General features: G+C 68.9%; 16 protein-coding genes. All 16 read right to left on the bottom strand.

Annotation, left to right across the window (positions count from 1 at the left end; translation table 11 throughout):
- Positions 1–186: 186 nt before the first annotated feature.
- Positions 187–2,082: a Mur ligase family protein gene (locus APY03_RS33010; protein WP_068683917.1), complete on the bottom strand. Its 1,896-nt coding sequence runs from the start codon at positions 2,080–2,082 to the stop codon at positions 187–189.
- A 5-nt stretch (positions 2,083–2,087) separates the two neighbouring features.
- Entirely contained in the window at positions 2,088–3,266 is a 1,179-nt protein-coding gene (gene mraY / locus APY03_RS33005; protein ID WP_068683928.1) for a phospho-N-acetylmuramoyl-pentapeptide-transferase, read from the bottom strand.
- 25 nt (positions 3,267–3,291) lie between these two features.
- A complete protein-coding gene (locus APY03_RS33000) occupies positions 3,292–4,740 on the bottom strand; it encodes a UDP-N-acetylmuramoyl-tripeptide--D-alanyl-D-alanine ligase (RefSeq protein ID WP_068683916.1) in 1,449 nt (482 codons plus the stop codon).
- Positions 4,737–6,239 (bottom strand): UDP-N-acetylmuramoyl-L-alanyl-D-glutamate--2,6-diaminopimelate ligase, encoded by a 1,503-nt coding sequence (locus APY03_RS32995; RefSeq protein WP_068683915.1) that lies wholly within the window; start codon positions 6,237–6,239, stop codon positions 4,737–4,739. Before APY03_RS32995 ends, APY03_RS33000 begins: the two co-directional genes overlap by 4 nt.
- Positions 6,239–7,987, bottom strand: a complete 1,749-nt coding sequence (locus APY03_RS32990) for a peptidoglycan D,D-transpeptidase FtsI family protein (RefSeq protein ID WP_068683914.1) — start codon at positions 7,985–7,987, stop codon at positions 6,239–6,241. Before APY03_RS32990 ends, APY03_RS32995 begins: the two co-directional genes overlap by 1 nt.
- Positions 7,984–8,370, bottom strand: a complete 387-nt coding sequence (gene ftsL, locus APY03_RS32985) for a cell division protein FtsL (protein ID WP_068683912.1) — start codon at positions 8,368–8,370, stop codon at positions 7,984–7,986. Before ftsL ends, APY03_RS32990 begins: the two co-directional genes overlap by 4 nt.
- A 2-nt stretch (positions 8,371–8,372) precedes the next feature.
- Positions 8,373–9,296, bottom strand: a complete 924-nt coding sequence (rsmH, locus tag APY03_RS32980) for a 16S rRNA (cytosine(1402)-N(4))-methyltransferase RsmH (protein ID WP_068683910.1) — start codon at positions 9,294–9,296, stop codon at positions 8,373–8,375.
- 8 nt (positions 9,297–9,304) lie between these two features.
- The gene (mraZ, locus tag APY03_RS32975) at positions 9,305–9,733 is read right to left on the bottom strand and encodes a division/cell wall cluster transcriptional repressor MraZ (RefSeq protein WP_068683908.1); all 429 of its coding nucleotides are present in this window, start codon (positions 9,731–9,733) and stop codon (positions 9,305–9,307) included.
- A gap of 272 nt (positions 9,734–10,005) precedes the next feature.
- Positions 10,006–11,328, bottom strand: a complete 1,323-nt coding sequence (gene hslU, locus APY03_RS32970) for an ATP-dependent protease ATPase subunit HslU (RefSeq protein ID WP_068683906.1) — start codon at positions 11,326–11,328, stop codon at positions 10,006–10,008.
- Positions 11,329–11,473: 145 nt separating this feature from the next.
- Positions 11,474–12,019 carry an ATP-dependent protease subunit HslV gene (gene hslV, locus APY03_RS32965; RefSeq protein ID WP_068683904.1) on the bottom strand — a complete coding sequence of 182 codons (546 nt, stop codon included), beginning with the start codon at positions 12,017–12,019 and terminating at the stop codon, positions 11,474–11,476.
- Positions 12,020–12,157: 138 nt separating this feature from the next.
- Positions 12,158–13,774 (bottom strand): STAS domain-containing protein, encoded by a 1,617-nt coding sequence (locus APY03_RS32960; RefSeq protein WP_068683902.1) that lies wholly within the window; start codon positions 13,772–13,774, stop codon positions 12,158–12,160.
- A 30-nt stretch (positions 13,775–13,804) separates the two neighbouring features.
- Positions 13,805–14,725 (bottom strand): RNA polymerase-binding protein DksA, encoded by a 921-nt coding sequence (gene dksA, locus APY03_RS32955; RefSeq protein ID WP_443082859.1) that lies wholly within the window; start codon positions 14,723–14,725, stop codon positions 13,805–13,807.
- Positions 14,726–14,942: 217 nt separating this feature from the next.
- On the bottom strand, positions 14,943–15,989 hold the full coding sequence (locus APY03_RS32945) for a CobW family GTP-binding protein (protein WP_068683896.1): 1,047 nt from the start codon (positions 15,987–15,989) through the stop codon (positions 14,943–14,945).
- Between the two features lie 152 nt (positions 15,990–16,141).
- Complete coding sequence (locus APY03_RS32940) at positions 16,142–17,344, bottom strand: class I SAM-dependent rRNA methyltransferase (protein ID WP_068683894.1); 1,203 nt, start codon at positions 17,342–17,344, stop codon at positions 16,142–16,144.
- Positions 17,341–18,315, bottom strand: coding sequence for a tyrosine recombinase XerC (locus APY03_RS32935; RefSeq protein WP_068683892.1), 975 nt, complete (start codon positions 18,313–18,315; stop codon positions 17,341–17,343). Before APY03_RS32935 ends, APY03_RS32940 begins: the two co-directional genes overlap by 4 nt.
- On the bottom strand, positions 18,299–18,785 hold a 487-nt coding region (locus APY03_RS32930; RefSeq protein WP_232324503.1), incomplete at its 5' end, for a YdcF family protein. The genes APY03_RS32935 and APY03_RS32930, both read right to left, overlap by 17 nt.

Genomic DNA, 18,785 nt, shown 5'->3' with positions numbered 1-18,785 from the left:
AAAGAAAGTGACTCGCCCGCCGGGGCGAAATCCCGGCCCCTGCCTCACACCAACAGCAACGTTCGACAGCGAGCGAACGCGCCCCCCCACCCCAACCCTCCCCTTCGAAAGGCCGGCCGGGGCTCATGAGCCACCCTTTGGCGCTGCGCGCTGCGGTGCCATCCGACTCGAGAGCAGCCTGGTGTCTCATGCTCCCCCTCCACCCGGCAGACCCGCATCGACACCGCGCGGCGACTCGGCCCAGTCCTGCACGGCCTCGCAGAACACCGCGGCGCGGTGCGCGTAGTCCTTGAACATGTCGAAGCTGGCGCAGGCCGGCGACAACAGCACTGCATCGCCGGGATGCGCGCGGCCGGCCGCGGCCTTCACGGCCTCTTCCATCGAGGCGGCGTGCAGCAGCGGCACGCCGGTGGAGGCAAGCGCCGCCTCGATCAGCGACGCGTCGCGGCCGATCAGCACCACCGCGCGTGCGTACTGGCGCACCGGCGCGGCCAGCGGCGCGAAGTCCTGGCCCTTGCCCTCGCCGCCGAGGATCACCACCACGCGGCGCTCCTCGCCGAGGCCGCCCAGGGCCGCCACGGTAGCGCCGACATTCGTGCCCTTGCTGTCGTCGAAGAACTCGACGTCGTCGACGATGGTCACCGGCTCCACGCGGTGCGGCTCGCCGCGGTACTCGCGCAGGCCGTAGAGCATGGGCCCGAGCTGGCAGCCCGCCGCGGTCGCGAGCGCGAGCGCCGCCAGGGCGTTGAGCGCGTTGTGCCGGCCGCGGATGCGCAGTGCATCGGCCGGCATCAGGCGCTGGATGTGGATCTCTTCTTCCTCGACCGCGGCGCCGCGCTTGCGCTTCTGTGTCTCGTCGGCTTCCAGGGCGCGCACCAGCCAGGCCATGCCGTGGACGCGCTCGACGCCATAGTCGCCAGGACGCAGGGGCATGCCGGCACCGAAGGTCACGACCGGACGGGGCGCCTGGCCCTTGGCCAGCTTGACCGGGGCCGGACGCCGGGCCCCCACGCTTCGCGCCGACGCGTCGTCGCTGCCCGCCGAGGGAGCCTTCGCGGCCTGGGAGGGCCCGGCGCTGCTCATCGCCATCACCGCATCGTCTTCGCGGTTGAGCACCATGATGCTTCTCGTGCCGAAGATGCGCGCCTTGGCCGCGGCGTAGGCAGCCATGTCGCCGTGCCAGTCGAGGTGATCCTGCGTGATGTTGAGCACGGTGGCTGCGGTCGGCTCGAAGCCCTGCACGCCGTCGAGCTGGAAGCTGGAAAGCTCGAGCACCCACACCTCGGGAAGGGTGCCGGCATCGATGTGCGCAGCCAGCGTGTCCAGCAGCGTGGGGCCGATGTTGCCGGCCACGGCCACCGTCTTGCCGGCGCGTGCGACCAGCTGGCCGGTGAGCGCGGTGACTGTGGTCTTGCCGTTGGTGCCGGTCACGGCGAGCACTGCGGGCTCGTAGCCCTTGGGTGCCGGCGGCACGGGCACGGGCACCGGCGTCGAGGCCTCGGCATCGTCGTCGTCTTCCACGGGCGCGGGCTCGGGTTCGGACTCGGCCGCGAGTTGCGGCTCGTTGGCAGCCGGGGTTTCTTCTGCCTGGAGCGTTTCCGGCACTTCCCGCACTTCCAGCACTTCCAGCGATTCCCGCGCTTCCGTCGCGTGCAGCGCATCGGTGGGCTGCAGCGGCTCCTGCGCCAACGTCGCCTCCGGCTCGGCCGGCGGGGCGGGCTCCGCGGCGCGCTCGGGCACCCGCAGGTCTACCAACGCGTGCGCGAACAAGTCCAGCTCGCCACCGACCGGCAAGCCGATGGCCTTGGCCGCATCGACCACCACGGCGACCGAGGCCGGCGACAGGCCCGGCGAGCGGTACACCGCGCGCACCGCGGTGCCTTCGACTAGCGCAGCCGAGAAGGGCCCACCGACGAAAACCGCATCGGGCAGCTCGGAACGCAGCGCTTCCAGCTGCGGGGGGGCCTCGCGGGTGTCGGCCACCGTGATCTTCGCTGCGTGGCGCGCGCACCAGCGTGCCATTGCCAGGCCCGAGGCGCCCAGCCCCAGGATCAGCACGTGTTGGTCTTGAAGGTGGCGCATCGACCTCACCTCAGCTTCAAGGTCGAAAGGCCCACCAGGCACAGCAGCATGGTGATGATCCAGAAACGCACCACGACCTGCGTCTCGCGCCAGCCACTCTTCTCGAAATGGTGGTGCAACGGCGCCATCTTGAGCACGCGGCGCCCTTCGCCGAAGCGCTTCTTGGTGTATTTGAAGTAGGCGACCTGCGCCATCACCGAGATCGCCTCGACCACGAAGATGCCGCCCATGACGAAGAAGACGATCTCCTGGCGCACGATGATCGCGATGGTGCCCAGCGCGCCGCCCAGCGCGAGCGCGCCCACGTCACCCATGAAGACCTGCGCCGGATGGGTGTTGAACCAGAGGAAGGCGAGGCCCGCGCCGGCCATCGCGGAGCAGAACACCAGCAGTTCGCCCGAGCCGGGGATGTGCGGGAACAGCAGGTAGCGCGAGTAGACCGCGCTGCCGGTCACGTAGGCGAAGACGCCCAGGGCGGAGCCGACCATCACCACCGGCATGATCGCCAGGCCGTCGAGGCCGTCGGTCAGGTTGACGGCGTTGCTGGCGCCCACGATCACCAGGTAGGTCAGGATCACGAAGCCGATGCCGCCGAGCGGGTAGCTCACTTCCTTGAAGAAGGGCACCAGCAGGTTGATCTTGGGCGGGAAGTCGAGGTCGAAGCCCGAGCCCACCCAGGCGTAGAACAGCTCGAGCACGCGCCAGTTGGAGCTCTCCGAGATGCTGAAGAGCAGGTAGAAGGCGGCGACCAGGCCGACCACCGACTGCCAGAAGTACTTCTCGCGCGAGCGCATGCCCTCGGGGTCCTTGCGCACAACCTTGCGCCAGTCGTCGACCCAGCCGATGGCGCCGAAGCCCAACGTGACCCACAGCACGATCCAGACGAAGCGGTTGGAGAGGTCGAACCACAGCAGGGTCGCGAAGGCGATCGAGAACAGCACCAGCACGCCGCCCATGGTGGGCGTGCCGCTCTTGCTCAGGTGCGTTTCCATCGCGTAGCCGCGCACCGGCTGGCCGATCTTGAGCGCGGCCAGGCGGCGGATCACGTAGGGCCCCGCCCCGAGGCCGAGCAGCAGCGCGCTCAACGCTGCCATCAGCGCGCGGAAGGTGAGGTACTGGAAGACGCGCAGGAACCCGAGATCCGGCGAGATCGTCTGCAGCCATTGGGCGAGACTCATCAGCATGGTGCGAAACCGCACGGCGCATGGATCACGGCCGGCCCTCCTTGTTGTCGTTGTCTTGTCTTGAAGCGGAGGCGAGGGCCTGGACCACCCGCTCCATCCGCATGAAGCGCGAGCCCTTCACCAGCACGCTGGCGACGCGCGGCAGCTGCGCCAGCACGGCGGCATTGAGGGCGTCGATGTCGTCGAAGTGGCGCGTCTCGCTGCCGCCGGCGCGGGTGTAGGCCGTGGTCGCGTGGATCGATGCCTCACCCAGTGCGAACAGCGACTCGATGCCGCGCTCGGCCGCCCAGGCGCCGACCTCGGCATGGAACTGCGGGCCGCGGTCGCCGACCTCGCCCATGTCGCCCAGCACCAGCAGGCGCGGGCCCGGCAGGCCGCTGAGCACGTCGACCGCGGCGCGCACGGAATCGGGGTTGGCGTTGTAGCTGTCGTCGACGACGGTGATCGCCCGGCCGTCGGCCAGCACCAGTTCGCTCGCCCGCGAGCGACCCTTGACCGGCTCGAAGGCCGCGAGGCCTTCGGCGATCTTGTCGACCGACACCCCGCAGGCCAGGGAGCAGGCGATGGCGGCCAGCGCGTTCACCACGTTGTGCCGCCCGGCGATGCGCAGGGTGGTGCAGATATCGCCGAGCGGCGTGCGTGCCTCGAACTGCCAGGCGCCGTGCCCCCACTCGGCACGGCCGAGCGCGATATCCGCGTTGGCCTGCTCGCCGAAGCTCAGGCAGCGCCGCGGCGCGCCCTCGTGCGCCATCTCGTTCCACAGCGAGGTGAAGGGGTCGCCGTAGGGGAAGACGGCGGTGCCGTTGTCCGGCAGCGCGGCGAATACGGCGCCGTTCTCGCGCGCGACCGCCTCGACCGTGGCCATGAACTCCTGGTGCTCGCGCTGCGCGTTGTTGACCAGCCCGATGGTGGGACGCGCGATCGCCGCCAGCCGGGCGATCTCGCCCGGATGGTTCATGCCCAGCTCGACCACTGCCAGCTGGTGCCGCTCGCGCAGGCGCAGCAGCGTCAGCGGCAGGCCGATTTGGTTGTTGAGGTTGCCGATGGTCGCCAGTGCCCGGTCCACGCCGGCGGCCCGCAGGATCGAAGCGATCATCTGCGTGACAGTCGTCTTGCCGTTGCTGCCGGTGACCGCAACCAGCGGCAGGTCGAACTGGGCCCGCCAGCCGGCCGCCAGGGCGCCGAGCGCGGCCAGGGTGTCGGGCACTTCCAGCCCGGGCAGCCCGGCCGCCTCCAGCCCGCGGTGGGCGATGGCCGCGGCCGCGCCCCGCGCGCGCGCATCGGCCAGGAAGTCGTTGGCGTCGAAGCGCTCGCCCTTCAGTGCGACGAACAAGTCGCCGGCCGCGAGGGTGCGGGTGTCGGTATGCACGCGCGAGACGGCCACTCCAGGGTCGCCGACCAGACGCGCGCCGGGGAGCCACGCAAGCGCCTTGGCAAGCGTCATCATCGGTGCGTCTTCCTGTGGCGCGCTCATCTTGCGCTCCCCTCTTGCGTCAATGCATCGATGGCATGCGCCCGGTCGGAAAACGCGATGCGCTCGCCCGCGATCTCCTGCCAGGCTTCGTGGCCGCGGCCGGCCAGCAACACCACGTCGTCGGGCGCGGCCTGGGCCAGGGTCTGGCGGATCGCTTCGGCGCGGTCGGGCTCGACCTGGGCCGCCTCGGGGCGCGCCAGTCCCAGCAGGATCTGGCTGATGATCGCGCTGGGCTTCTCGCTGCGCGGGTTGTCGCTGGTCAGCACGACGCGGTCGGCCTGCTTCTCGGCCACCGCGGCCATCATCGGCCGCTTGGCGGTGTCGCGGTCGCCGCCGCAACCGAACATGCACCAGAGCTGCCCGCCGCGCTGGCGCGCCAGCGGGCGCAGGCCGGCCAGCGCCTTGTCGAGCGCGTCGGGCGTGTGGGCATAGTCGACCACGGCCAGCGGCCGGCCCGGCACGCTCAAACGCTCCATGCGGCCCGGCACGCTGTCCAGCCGCGCGCAGGCCGCCACCGCCTGCGCGAGCGTGAGGCCGAGCGCGCGCATGGCGCCGAGCACGCCCAGCAGGTTGGCCACGTTGTACTGGCCGATCAGCTGCGTCTCCATGCGCTGCGGCGCCGCGCCCTGCTCCACCACGGTGAACTGCAGGCCCTGGGCGTCGTAGCCGATGTCCGTCGCCGTCAGCCGGGCCGGTGCGCCGGCGGCCGAGACCGTCCAGATCTGCGGGGCGCCCTCGCCGCGCTCGACCAGGCCGGCCACGAGGCTGGCGCCGTGAACGTCGTCGATGTTGACCACCGCGGCGCGCAGCCCGGGCCAGCGGAACAGTTCGGCCTTGGCCTGCCAGTAGGCATCCATGCTGCCGTGGTAATCCAGGTGATCCTGGGTGAAATTGGTGAACACCGCGACGGCGATGCGCGTGCCGTCGAGGCGGCGCTCGGCGATGCCGATCGAGGAGGCCTCGATCGCGCAGGCGCCGAAGCCGCGATCGGCAAAGTCGCGCAACTCGCGCTGCAGCATCACCGGGTCGGGCGTGGTGAGGCCGGTGTAGGTCAGGTCGGGCGGCACGCCGATGCCGAGCGTGCCCACCACGGCACAGGGCCGCGTGGCGTCATGGGCGGCCAGCGCCTGCGCCAGCCACCACGCGGTCGAGGTCTTGCCGTTGGTGCCGGTGACGGCCAGCAGGTCCAGGCGCGCCGACGGGTCGCCGCAAAAGGCGGCGGCGATCGGCCCGGTCGCGGCCCTCAGGCCGGCATAGCGCCCGATGCGCTCGTCGCCCTCGTCGAAGCCGAAGGACTCGACGCCCTCGGCCTCCACCAGGCAGGCCGCCGCGCCCTGGGCCAGCGCCGCCGCGACGTGGCGCCGGCCGTCGGTGGCCGCGCCCGGCCAGGCGACGAAGCCGTCGCCCGCACCGACCGGGCGGCTGTCGGCATGCAGCACGCCGCGCACGCGGGACTTCAACCAGCCCGCGGCGTCGAGAGGATTGCGGAAAGCCAGCATCAGAAGCTCTCCTCCACGCCATTGGTCACGACAAGCGGTTTGACTGCCAGGTCCGGCGGTACGTTCATCATGCGCAGCGTCTGCTGCACCACCTCGCTGAACACCGGTGCCGCGACCAGGCCGCCGAAGTACTGGCCGGCGCTCGGCTCGTCGATCATCACCGCCACGATGATGCGCGGCTTCTCGATCGGCGCCATGCCTGTGAACCAGGAGCGGTACTTGTTGCTGGCGTAGCCCTTGCCGACCTGCTTGTGGGCGGTGCCCGACTTGCCGCCCACCGAGTAGCCGATGGTCTGGGCACGCTGGCCGGTGCCGCCGGGACCGGCCGCCATCTGCAGCATCTTTCGCACGGCCAGCGCGTTCTGCGCCGAGAACACCTTCACGCCCACGGCCGATTCCTCGCTCTTGAGGATGGTGGCGGGAATGATGGCGCCGTCGTGCGCGAAGGCGGTGTACGAATGCGCCATCTGGAACAGCGAGGCCGAGAGGCCGTAGCCGTAGGCCATGGTAGCCTGCTCGACCGGCTTCCAGCTCTTCCATGGGCGCAGCCGTCCGGTGACGGCGCCGGGGAACCGGAGCTGCGGCTTCTGGCCATAGCCGAGCGCGGTGTAGGTGTCCCACATCTCGTGCGGGGTCATCTTCTGGGCGATCTTGAGCGCGCCCACGTTGCTGGACTTCTGGATCACGCCCTCGACCGTGAGCAAGCCGTAGTTGTGGGTGTCGCTGATGGTGAAGCCGCCGATGCTGTAGCGGCCGGGGGAGGTATCGACCGGCGTCTGCGGCTTGATGCGCCCGGCCTCCAGCGCCATCGCGACCGTGATGGGCTTCATGGTCGAGCCGGGCTCGAAGGTGTCGGTGAGCGCGCGGTTGCGCAGTTGCTCGCCGGTGAGGTTCTGCCGCTTGTCGGGCACGTAGCTCGGGTAGTTGGCCAGCGCCAGCACTTCGCCGGTGATGGCGTCCAGCACCACGACGCTGCCAGCCTTGGCCTTGTTGGCCGTGACCGCGTCGCGCAGCTTCTGGTAGGCGAAGAACTGCACCTTGCTGTCCACGGAGAGCTGGATGTCCTTGCCGTCCAACGGGGGCACCTGCTCGCCGATGCCCTCGACCACGCGGCCGAGGCGGTCCTTGATCACGCGCTTGGAGCCGGCCTTGCCCGCCAGCTCCTTGTTGAAGGCGAGCTCGATGCCTTCCTGGCCCTTGTCCTCGACGTCGGTGAAGCCGACCACGTGCGCAGCCGCCTCGCCCTCGGGGTACTGGCGCTTGTATTCCTTGCGCTGGTAGAGGCCCTTGATGTTGAGCTCGGCGATCTGCTTGGCGATGGGCTCGTCGACCTGGCGCTGGATCCAGACGAAGGTCTTGTCCTCGTCCTCCAGCTTCTTGTCGAAGTCCTTCTGCGCCATGCCCAGCAGTTTCGCGACCTGGCGCAGCTTGGCCTTGACCTGCGGATCGTCGCGCTCGATGTCCTCGGGAATGGCCCAGATGCTGGGCGCCACCACGCTGGAAGCGAGCAGCAGGCCGTTGCGGTCCAGGATGCGGCCGCGATTGGCGGGCAGCTCCAGCGTGCGGGCAAAGCGCACTTCGCCCTGGCGCTGGAAGAAGGCGTTGCCGAACACTTGCACATAGGCCGCGCGGCCGGCCAGCACCAGGAAGCCGAAGGCGATGGCGGCGACGATGAACTTGCTGCGCCAGACCGGCGTCTTGCTCGCCAGCAGCGGGCTGGTCGTGTATTGGACGCTGCGGCGGCTCATGGCGCGCTCCTCCGGGCCGGCGCGGCGCCGGAACGCTGCGCGGCAGCCGCACCGGGGCGGGCAGCGGGCACGGCCGGCGCAACTTCGGGCGCCGGCGCCGCGACCGCGGGGATCACCGTGCCGTCGGCGCGCACGTACTGCGTGATGGCCGGCGTGGTGGTGCGCATCTTGAGCTGCTCCTTGGCCAGCCGCTCGACCCGCAGCGGCGTCGCCTGGGCACGCTTCTCCACCTCCAGGCGGTCGCGCTCGAGTTCGAGGCGGCGCGTCTCGCTCTGCTCCCGGTGCAGTTCAGTGAAGAGCTGCCGCGACAGGTACTGCGTATGCACCAGGTAGATCGCCGAGGCGATCACCGCGAGAAGCAGGAGGAGGTTCAGCCGCACCACGCTCAGCGCTCCTCGGTGCGTTCTGCCACGCGCAGGATCGCACTGCGGGCCCGGGGATTGCCGTCCACCTCGACTTGTTTCGGCTTGATGCGGGCGATGGCGCGCAGCTTCATCGCCTGCGGCGCGGCGAAGGGCGCGCGGCGGTCGTAGACCTCGCGTGAATGCCTGGCGATGAACTGCTTCACGATGCGGTCTTCCAGCGAATGGAAGCTGATCACCGCGAGCCGGCCCTGGGGTTGCAGCACGGAAAGACTCGCCTCTAGCGCCTGTTGCAGCTCTTCAAGCTCGGCGTTGATGAAAATCCGAAAAGCCTGAAATGTGCGCGTTGCAGGGTTCTGGCCCGGCTCGCGGGTTTTGACCGTGCCAGCCACGAGCTCGGCCAGCTCGGCGGTGGTTGAAATTGGGCCCCGTTCTTGTCGGCGAGCTGCAATCGCCTTTGCAATCTGAACAGCAAACCGTTCCTCGCCATAGTCACGAATCACCTCCGCCATTTGCTGCACTTCGGCCGTTGCCAGCCACTCGGCCACGCTCTGGCCGCGCGTGGTGTCCATGCGCATGTCGAGCGGGCCGTCGAAACGAAAAGAAAAACCCCGTACGGGGTTGTCGATCTGGGGAGAGCTCACGCCGAGGTCCATCAGCACGCCGGCGACGCTGCGCGGCGGCAGCTCCCCAAGGTGATCGAAGCTCTGGTGCCGGATGGAAAAACGCGCATCCTCGATGCGCGCTGCCTCGGCCACCGCTTCCGCGTCCTTGTCGAACGCGATCAGCCGGCCGGCCTCCGACAGTCTTTCCAGGATGGCCCGGGAATGGCCGCCGCGCCCGAAGGTGGCATCCACGTAGGTGCCGATGCCAGGCGCGGTGCCGGGAAGGAGGGCTTCCACCGCCTCCTTCAACAACACGGTCGTATGGCTCCATGGCGCTTGCACTGCCGGCCTCAGAAAGAGAAATCCTGGAACACATCGGGCATCTCTCCCTGGGTGGCCTCGGCCTCCTTGGCGTCGTAGGTGGCCTTGTCCCAAAGCTCGAAGTGGTTGCCCATGCCGAGCAGCAGCGCGTCGCGCGTGATGCCGGCGGCCGCACGCAGCTCGGGGGAGATCAGCACGCGGCCCGTGCCGTCCATGTCCACGTCCATCGCATTGCCCAGGAAGACGCGCTTCCACCACTGTGCCGACATCGGGAGCGCCGCGATGCGCTCGCGGAATTTCTCCCACTCCGGACGCGGGAACACCATCAGGCAGCCGTGGGGGTGCTTGGTGATCGTGAGCTGGCCGGCGGCGGTCGCGCTCAGGACGTCACGATGCCGGGTCGGCACGGAAAGCCGCCCCTTGGCATCGAGACTGAGCGATGAAGCCCCTTGAAACACGACCGCGAACCCCTGTCTTGGAAAGGCGCCGTGCACCTCGGCGAGGCACGAACGGACACTTTTTCCCACTTAACTGCACTTTTTTGCACTGTAGCAGGAAACACCTACCTGGCAACGGGGCGTTGCGCTATTTTTTGTAATGGAATCAACGACTTAGCGGTGTTTTTGAAGCCGAGAAAAACACTGATTTCCGTTGCAGGTTAAGCACTTAGCTCACGCAATGAATGTGTTGCGTGAAGCGAAAGGGGCAGACCCCTCGTGCAAAAGCCCGATCAGAGGATGAATCGGGAGAGGTCTTCGTCGTGACTTAGTGCCGACAGGCGGGCGTCCACGTAGGCGGCATCGATGCGCACCGTCTGGCCTTCGAGCTTGGCGGCATCGAAGCTCACCTCGTCGAGCAGGCGCTCCATGACCGTCGAGAGGCGCCGGGCGCCGATGTTCTCGGTGCGCTCGTTGACCTCGTAGGCGGTGCTGGCGAGCCGGGTGATGCCGTCCGCCGTGAACTCCAGCGTCACGCCTTCGGTTGCCAGCAGCGCCTGGTACTGCTTGACCAGCGAGGCCCGGGTCTGGGTCAGGATGCTCTCGAAATCAGCGATCGAGAGCGACTGCAGCTCGACGCGGATCGGGAAGCGGCCTTGCAACTCGGGGATCAGGTCGCTGGGCTTGCTCAGATGGAAGGCGCCACTGGCGATGAAGAGGATGTGATCGGTGCGCACCACGCCGTACTTGGTGCTCACCGCGGTGCCTTCCACCAGCGGCAGCAGGTCGCGCTGCACGCCCTGGCGCGACACGTCGGCGCCCTGCGCCTCGCTGCGGGTGGCGACCTTGTCGATCTCGTCGATGAAGACGATGCCGTTCTGCTCGGCGTTGTGAATCGCCTGGGTGCGGATCTCTTCCTCGTTGACCAGCTTGGTCGCCTCCTCGTCGACCAGCAGGCGCATCGCCTCGCCGATCTTGAGCTTGCGCGTCTTGCGCCGGCCCTGGGTCAGCTGGCCGAACATGCCGCGCAGTTGCTCGGTCATGTCCTCCATGCCGGCGGGCCCCATGATCTCGAGCGGGGCGCGTTGCTCGGCGAGCTCGATCTCGATCTCCTTGTCGTCCAGCTGATGCTCGCGCAGCTTCTTGCGGAAGGCCTGGCGGGTGGCGTTGCTGCTCTCGGCGTTCGAGCCATCGGCCGTGCGGGCCGGGGGCAGCAGCACGTCGAGGATGCGCTCCTCGGCGCCGTCCTCGGCACGCATGCGCACCTTGGCGCTCTCGCTCTCGCGCGTCTGCTTGACGGCCATCTCGGCGAGGTCGCGCACGATCGAGTCGACGTCCTTGCCCACATAGCCCACCTCGGTGAACTTGGTAGCCTCGACCTTGATGAAGGGCGCGTCGGCCAGGCGCGCGAGCCGCCGCGCAATCTCGGTCTTGCCCACGCCGGTGGGGCCGATCATGAGGATGTTCTTGGGCGTGATCTCGGCGCGCAGCTTCTCGTCGACCTGCTGGCGGCGCCAGCGGTTGCGCAGCGCGATGGCGACGGCGCGTTTGGCATCGGGCTGCCCGACGATGTGGTTGTCGAGCTCGGAGACGATTTCCTGTGGGGTCATGGGCATGGGAGCAGCTTCTTTTCTCGGTCTTCGATCGCGCAAGGCGCAGGCCCTTCAAGCGGCCGCCGCGGAACCGGCTTTGCCGGGTCGCTGGCGGCGCCCCCTGCAAGGGGGTTGGCGGCCACACGAAGTGGGCAAGCCTGCGGGTGTTTCACAGCACCTCGATGGTGTGATGCATGTTGGTGTAGATGCAGAGCTCGCCCGCGATCTCGAGCGACTTCTTCACGATGTCGGCGGCGTTCAACTCGGTGTGGTCGAGGAGCGCCTTGGCCGCGGCCTGGGCATACGCGCCCCCGGAACCGATCGCGATGATGCCGTTCTCGGGCTCCAGCACGTCGCCGTTGCCGGTGATGATCAGCGAGCTGTGGGCGTCGGCGACGGCCAGCATCGCCTCCAGGCGGCGCAGCACGCGGTCGGTGCGCCAGTCCTTGGTCAGCTCGATGGCAGCGCGCGCCAGGTGCCCCTGGTGCTTCTCGAGCTTGCCCTCGAAGCGTTCGAAGAGGGTGAAGGCATCGGCCGTCGCGCCGGCAAATCCGGCGAGCACCTTGCCCTGGTAGAGCCGGCGCACCTTGCGCGCGCTGCCCTTGATGACGATGTTGCCCAGCGTGACCTGGCCATCGCCGCCGATGGCGACCTGGTCGCCGTTCGGGCTCTTGCGGCGCACGCTGATGATCGTGGTTCCGTGAAATTGTTCCATCGAAGCAATATGGCTATAGCCTGCACGAATGCAAGCCTAAGAGGGGAAGCGGGCGGGAAACAGAATAACCCGTTGCGGCGACCTCTTCGGCAAAGAGGCCAACGCGCGGCGCATGGCGCCCGCGGGGAGAAGCCGGCCTCAGTTCGCCCTGATCGCGACTTCGGCGTGGTCCGCAATCCCGATCACGCCGAAGAAGGCGGCGATCAGGCGATGCGCGTCGACGAAAGCGACCCGCTCGCCGCGCGCGTCGCGGGCGGTGACCCAGTTCAGCAGCGAACCGGCAGCCACGAAGTCGAGACGAACCAGCCCGGCGCAGGAAACGGACAGGCCCTGCGCACCGGCGAGTTCCTTGTCGAGGCGCTCCCAGGTCGTGAGCGATTCGCCGGCGAGCTCTCCGGCCAGCGAGCCATGGCCGGCCGCGGCGTGCGTCGGCACGGCGTCGGCGCCGATCAGCTCGTCGTCGTGCCCCGAGATCGAGAATCCCGACGACACCGAGGGCTGGTCCGTCGCCGACGACACGGGGGGCCGGGTCGTAGCCGACGACACCTCGAGTTCGCCGAAATCGCCCTTCGGGTCTTCCCAGGGCGGGGGCGACACTTCGTAGGTGATGCAGTAGTTGAGCGCCAGCAGCTCGAACTCGTCGGGCCGGTGCATGACGCGCAGCGCGGCCATGTGCAGCTGCCACCAGATGGCATCGACCCGGCGATCGTTGACCGGAGTGGCCTCGGTGAGCGCGATCTGCAGCCGGTCGGCGCCTGCGAAGCGCAGTTGCACAGCCGAGTCGGCCCAATGGTTGAAGAGCGCACGCAGCGGGCCGGCGGCATCGGGCTCGATGGTGTCGAGCGCGCTCCAATCCAGCTTCCAGGTGGGGCCGGCCCCGCCGAGCGCGCGCGTCAGGCCGAGCAGGTCTTCGCGCCTGAGCACCGCAGGGCTCGCCCAGTCGGCGCCACCTACCCGCGCCGGGGCCGGGGTGCTGAAGGCCGATGCCGCCGCGACCTGGGCATGGCGGGCCACTGCACGCAGCGAGATCCATTCGGGCGGGTTGCGCTTGGTGCGCTGCGAATAGCGCACCGCCGCGGCCGAGAACTTCTCTGCATCGCCGACGGCGCGATAGAAGTCCAGCAGCGCCCGCCAGGTGTCGTCGTGATCGGCACTCGAGGCTTCGGGCGCCAGTGCCTGCAGCAGGATGGCTTCGGTGCCGGCGTCGTCGCCATGGGCGAAGCGGATCGCGGCCTCCTCGATGCAGGCATCCGAGACCGAGGGCACGGCGGCCGGGCCGGCGGCACCCTGCGGCGGCGCTACGCCAGGCACGGTGTCGGCATAGGCGCGCGCGTGCTGGGCAGCCATGTCGCCGCTTGCCTTGCCCTCCCCGGCGGCCTGTTCCCCGCCAGGACCGCGGTTCTTCCACCATTGCTGCGACATCTGCTCTTCGATCTCGGCGATCTTCTTGAGCGTGAGCGCACGGCCTTCGGTCTTGCCGGTGGTGCTGCTGACGTTGAAGGAGGACGGCGTAGCCGCCGCGTCGCGCCCGCCGGCCGCCTCGCGCTGGCGCAGCTTGCGCAGCATGTCGAACTCCCGGCGACGCACGAAATCATTGCGCTGCCGCCGTTCGATCATTTCCTTGAGCATCTCGCGGCTGTAGCCGTTCTCGAGCTGCGAGGACTCCTCGGCATCGAGCTCGGACCAATCCTTGAGCGGATTGCGAACGAACTTGGCCACCTTGGACAGCAGCCGGCCGGTGTCTTCCTTGGCCATGCGCAGCGACTCCCTTCGATGCTTCGGTGACTAGTCGCCGAACATCTTCTGCTTGAGCTCGCGGCGCTGCTGCGCCTCGAGCGACAGCGTCGCGGTCGGGCGGGCCAGCAGGCGGCCGACGCCGATCGGCTCGCCCGTCTCGTCGCAGTAGCCGTAGTCCCCGGCGTCGATGCGCTGGATCGACTGCTCGATCTTCTTCAGCAGCTTGCGCTCGCGGTCACGGGTGCGCAGCTCGAGGGCATGCTCTTCCTCGATGGTGGCACGGTCGGCCGGGTCGGGGACCACGACGGTGTCTTCCCGCAGGTGCTCGGTGGTCTCGCCGGCGTTCTCGAGGATGCCTCGCTTGAGCGCTTGCAGCTTGAGCCGGAAGAAGGCCATCTGCTTTTCGTTCATGTACTCCGAGTCCGGCATGGCAATCACCTCGGCGTCGGTGAGCTCCTCGACCGACTTCGTCTTCCAGTTGTTGGCCAGCTTCGGGTCTTTCTTGATGGCGACGGGCGGCGGCGGCACCAGTGCGGTCTTCAAGTCCTGCACAAAGCTGGACTTGGCCGCGGTGGACGCCACCGATTGCGGCATGGAGGGCACGGTCAGTTGCGACAGCCGCGAGACCCGCCCGCCGCGAGCGGGTGCTGGTGCGTTGGAGGAAGAGGTGTCGGAGGGGGTGTTCGGAGTGGTCATAGCGGGTGTCGCTGCGGCAGGGGCCGCAGCCGCCTTTCTAGCGGGAATCGGTGAAGCTGATGCGGCGGCGCGTGGGCCGGCCGCCTTGGTTGATGAAGCACCTGCACCCGCAGCCTTGGCCTTGCTCGTGGCAAAAGGCTTCGGCGACGCAACAGGCCCGACGGTCTTGGGCGCGGAAACCTTCTTCGCGGCGGGCGCAGCCTGCTTGGCAACCGCCGTCTTCTCGACGGCCGGTCTGGACACGGGCTTTGCCTGGGCGACTGGTTTCTTCACGGTGACTGGCTCCTTCGACGAACTGGTACGCGCTTTCAAAGGGATCTACCACTGCTGCCCACGGGGGCTCGCCAGCGGCGAACCCAGGGGTTATACCCCCGAAAGCAGGCCGAAAACGTGTGCCGCTCTATGTCAAAAGTCACACATCGTCCCGGGAAGGACGATGCCTGACCTCCGGAACAGGCGCGCGATTGTATAGAAGGTCAGGCGACCGCGGTCAGACCAGGCACTGCTCCAGGCCCTGCTCCAGGATCTCGCGCGGCAGGTCGATGCCGATGAACACCATTCGGCTGTTGCGCTTCTCGTCCGGTCCCCAGGCCGGGCCGAGGTCGCTGCCCATCAGCTGGTGCACGCCCTGGAAGATCACCTTGCGCTCGGTGCCCTGCATGTTCAGCACGCCCTTGTAGCGCAGCATGCGCGGGCCGTAGATGTTGACGATCGCGCCCAGGAAGTCCTCCAGCCGGGCCGGGTCGAAGGGCCGGTCGGCGCGGAAGACGAAGCTCTTCACGTCGTCATCGTGGTGATGGTGGTGGCCATGGCCCTCGTGCTTGTGCGAGGGGTGGTCGCAATGCTCGCCGTGCGCATGGTCGTGGTCGTGCTCCTCTTCCTCCTTCAGGAAGTCCGGGTCGATGTCCAGCTTGGCGTTGAGGTTGAAGCCGCGCAGGTCGAACACGTCCTTCAGCGGCACGTCGCCGAAATGCACCTTCTGCTGCGGGGCACGCGGGTTCATGTGCTTGAGCCGGTGGATCAGCGCCTCGGTCTCCTCGGCCGCCACCAGGTCGCTCTTGCTGATGAAGATCTGGTCGGCGAAGCCCACCTGGCGGCGCGCTTCCTGGCGATCGTCGAGCTGCTGCGGCGCATGCTTGGCATCCACCAGCGTCAGGATCGAGTCGAGCAAGTAGCTCTCGGCGATCTCGTCGTCCATGAAGAAGGTCTGCGCGACCGGGCCCGGGTCGGCCAGGCCGGTGGTCTCGATCACCACGCGGTCGAAGTCGAGCAGCCCCTTGCGCTTCTTGGCGGCCAGCAGCTGCAGGGCCTCGCGCAGGTCCTCGCGGATGGTGCAGCAGATGCAGCCATTGCTCATCTGCACGATCTGCTCCTTGGACTCGGTGACCAGGATGTCGTTGTCGATGTTCTCCTCGCCGAACTCGTTCTCGATCACGGCGATCTTCTGCCCGTGCGCCTCGGTCAGGATGCGCTTGAGCAGCGTGGTCTTGCCGGAGCCGAGGAAGCCGGTGAGGATGGTGGCGGGGATCAGGGCCATGGATGCTCCGGAATGGGGACGAGGAGGAAGGCGGGAAGTTTAGCCACGTGCCCCAAGCCGCGCCGCGGCAGGGGGCAAAGAGCGGCGCGCGGATCACCGGAGTAGCTTCGCCCTTCGGCTGCGGTGCCGTTGCCTTCGGAGCGGTGTGCGGCTCACTTGCGCACCACCACCAGGCCTTTCAGGTACTCGCCCTCGGGGAACTCGATGGTCATCGGGTGGTCCGGCGCCGCGCCCAGGCGCTCGCTGATGTAGCCGTCCACGCCAGCATCGATGCCGGCGGAGGCCACGATCTTGTGGAACAGGTCGGCGCCGATGCCGCCCGAGCAGGAGAAAGTCAGCAGCACGCCGCCCGGCTCCAGGAGCTTCAGGGCGAGCCGGTTGAGGTCCTTGTAGGCCCGCGCGGCGCGTTCGGCATGGGCCACGGTGGGGGCGAACTTGGGCGGGTCGAGCACGATGGCATCGAAGCTGCGGCCCTGGTCGAGAAAGCGGCGCAGGGAGGCATTGACATCGGCGTCCAGGAACTCGGCGCGGGCGCCTTCGAAGCCGTTGAGGGCCACATGGGCGCGCGCGCGCTCCAGCGCCGGCAGCGAGGAGTCGATGGACAGCAGCTCCGCCCCATCGAGCGCACCCGCCGCCTTCAGCCCGGCCATCGCCGCCACCGTGAAGCCGCCCGTGTAGCAAAAGCAGTTGAGCACGCGCCGGAAGCGCCGATGCCGCGCCAGCTCGGCGAAGCGTCCCCGGCTGTCGCGTTGGTCGAGGTAGAAGCCGGTCTTGTGCCCGGTGGCGATGTCCAGCGTGAGCTGCCAGCTGTGCTCATGGATGGTCAGTTCGGTGGGTCCGCTGCCGCGCAGCCAGCCGGCCGCGGGGGCCAACCCCTCGCGTTCGCGGCCGCTCGCGTCGGAGCGCTCGTAGAGCTTCACCAGCCCGGTGGCCGCCAGCAGCGCATCGGCCAGCACGCTCTTCCAGCGCTCGGCCCCGGCCGACAGGAACTGCGCCACCAGCGTGTCGCCGTAGCGGTCGACGATCAACCCCGGCAGGCCATCGGCCTCGCCATGCACCAGGCGCACGCCGTCGCTCGGCAGCTCGAAGCGCGCCCGCGCCGCCACAGCGCTTGCCACGCGCGACGCCATGAAGGCCGCATCGATGCGCTGCTGCTCGTCGAAGCTCCAGGCCCGCGCGCGGATCTTGGAATGCGGGCTGAAGGCCGCCCACGCCAGGAAGCGGCCGTCGTCGGCCTCGATGCGCACGGTCTCGCCGGCATCGCCGCCGCCCTTGGCAATGGCCGATTCGAAGATCCACGGGTGGCGGCGCAGCAGCGAGCGTTCCTTGCCGGGACGCAGACGCAGTGTTTTCATTTCTTGCCGCCGTCTTCTTTCACCCGGGCCCGCGGATGCGCAGCATCGTAGGCCTTGGCCAGGTGCTGGAAATCCAGCCGCGTGTAGACCTGCGTGGTCGAGATGCTGGCGTGGCCCAGCAGCTCTTGCACGGCGCGCAGGTCGCTGCTGGACTGCAGCACGTGGCTCGCAAATGAGTGGCGCAGCATGTGCGGATGCACCGGCGCGGCCAGCCCCGCCTTCAGGCTGCGCTGGCGCAATTGCCGCCAGATGGCGTGGGGCGACAGGCGCGTGCCGGTGCGGCCGATGAAGAGCGCCGCGGCGCCGGCCGGATCGCGCAGCCGCGCCGACGGCAGCGCCGGGCAGTCTTCGCGCCGAGCCAGCCAGTCCGCCAGCGCCTCGGCCGCCTTGTCACCCACCGGCACGGTGCGCCGCTTGCTGCCCTTGCCGAGCACGCTGGCCTCCCGCGCGTCGAGATCCACCCAGCCGCGCGCCGTGCTGCTGGCGCGCAGGTCGAGGCCGGTGAGCTCGCCGACGCGCAGGCCGCAGCCGTAGAGCAGCTCCACGATGGCGCGGTCGCGGGCCTCGGTCCAGGGATCGGCCTCTTCGTCATGCAACTGCGCGAGCTGCACCGCCTCGTCGACTGCCAGCGCCTTCGGCAGCGGCCGCCCGGCCTTGGGCGCATGCACGTCCTGCACCGGGTTCGCAACGATCCGCCCCTCGTGACCGAGCCAGCGGTAGAAGCCGCGCCAGCAGGACAGCACCAGCGCGATGCCGCGCGATTCCCGGCCCGCGCTGTGCAACTGCGCCATCCAGCGGCGCACGTGCGCGGTCTGCACCTGCTCCAGCGGCAGCCCGGCGGCAGCGGCGTTTTCGATCAGCGTCTTGAGGTGGATCGCATAAAGCTCGACGGTGCGATCTGCCAATCGGCGCTCGACCCGAACGTGCTCGAGGTAACGCTCGACGAGCGGCGATTCAGTGGAGGTATCCATTGGCGGCATTGTTCACGATGGCCAGCGGCTCGCGCAACGCGCCCCGCAAGGCCATGCCCCAGCGCTGCCAGCAGGCGGTGGGCGCGGCGGCATACTGCACCTCGAAGCGGCGATCGAACCCGGCCGCTCGCGCAAGGCGCTCGACGCGCCACAGGTGGAAGGGCTCGGAGACGACGATCACGCGCTTCACGCCCGCCGCCTCGAGCAGCGCCCGCGACATCGAGAGGTTCTCGCGCGTGGACTGCGACACCGGCTCCAGCAGCACCGTGCCCTCGTAGCCCGCGGCGCGCGCATGCTGCTGCATCACCTCGGCCTCGATGCGGCCGTCTTCCTTGTCGATGCCGCCCGAGAACAGGAGCTGGCGAACCAGGCCCGCGCGGGCCAGCGAGACGGCGGTATCGACGCGCCCCGTCAGGCAAGGGTTGGGCCGGCCGTCGCGGTACGCGCGGTTGCCGAGCACCATCGCCGCG

The sequence above is a fragment of the Variovorax sp. WDL1 genome, assembly GCF_001541225.1.
Taxonomy (GTDB): domain Bacteria; phylum Pseudomonadota; class Gammaproteobacteria; order Burkholderiales; family Burkholderiaceae_C; genus Variovorax.
Note: the sequence above shows the minus strand (reverse complement) of the source record. Positions and strands in the feature narration are given on the sequence as shown.

Excerpts from the sequence above, each read along its gene's own strand:
- APY03_RS32960 (WP_068683902.1), bottom strand. The coding sequence starts at position 13,774 with ATGGCCAAGGAAGACACCGGCCGGCTGCTGTCCAAGGTGGCCAAGTTC.
- APY03_RS32945 (WP_068683896.1), bottom strand. The coding sequence starts at position 15,989 with ATGGCCCTGATCCCCGCCACCATCCTCACCGGCTTCCTCGGCTCCGGC.
- APY03_RS32940 (WP_068683894.1), bottom strand. The coding sequence starts at position 17,344 with ATGAAAACACTGCGTCTGCGTCCCGGCAAGGAACGCTCGCTGCTGCGC.
- hslV (WP_068683904.1), bottom strand. The coding sequence starts at position 12,019 with ATGGAACAATTTCACGGAACCACGATCATCAGCGTGCGCCGCAAGAGC.
- APY03_RS32995 (WP_068683915.1), bottom strand. The coding sequence starts at position 6,239 with ATGCTGGCTTTCCGCAATCCTCTCGACGCCGCGGGCTGGTTGAAGTCC.
- APY03_RS33000 (WP_068683916.1), bottom strand. The coding sequence starts at position 4,740 with ATGAGCGCGCCACAGGAAGACGCACCGATGATGACGCTTGCCAAGGCG.
- APY03_RS32990 (WP_068683914.1), bottom strand. The coding sequence starts at position 7,987 with ATGAGCCGCCGCAGCGTCCAATACACGACCAGCCCGCTGCTGGCGAGC.
- mraY (WP_068683928.1), bottom strand. The coding sequence starts at position 3,266 with ATGCTGATGAGTCTCGCCCAATGGCTGCAGACGATCTCGCCGGATCTC.
- hslU (WP_068683906.1), bottom strand. The coding sequence starts at position 11,328 with ATGCCCATGACCCCACAGGAAATCGTCTCCGAGCTCGACAACCACATC.
- APY03_RS33010 (WP_068683917.1), bottom strand. The coding sequence starts at position 2,082 with ATGCGCCACCTTCAAGACCAACACGTGCTGATCCTGGGGCTGGGCGCC.
- APY03_RS32935 (WP_068683892.1), bottom strand. The coding sequence starts at position 18,315 with ATGGATACCTCCACTGAATCGCCGCTCGTCGAGCGTTACCTCGAGCAC.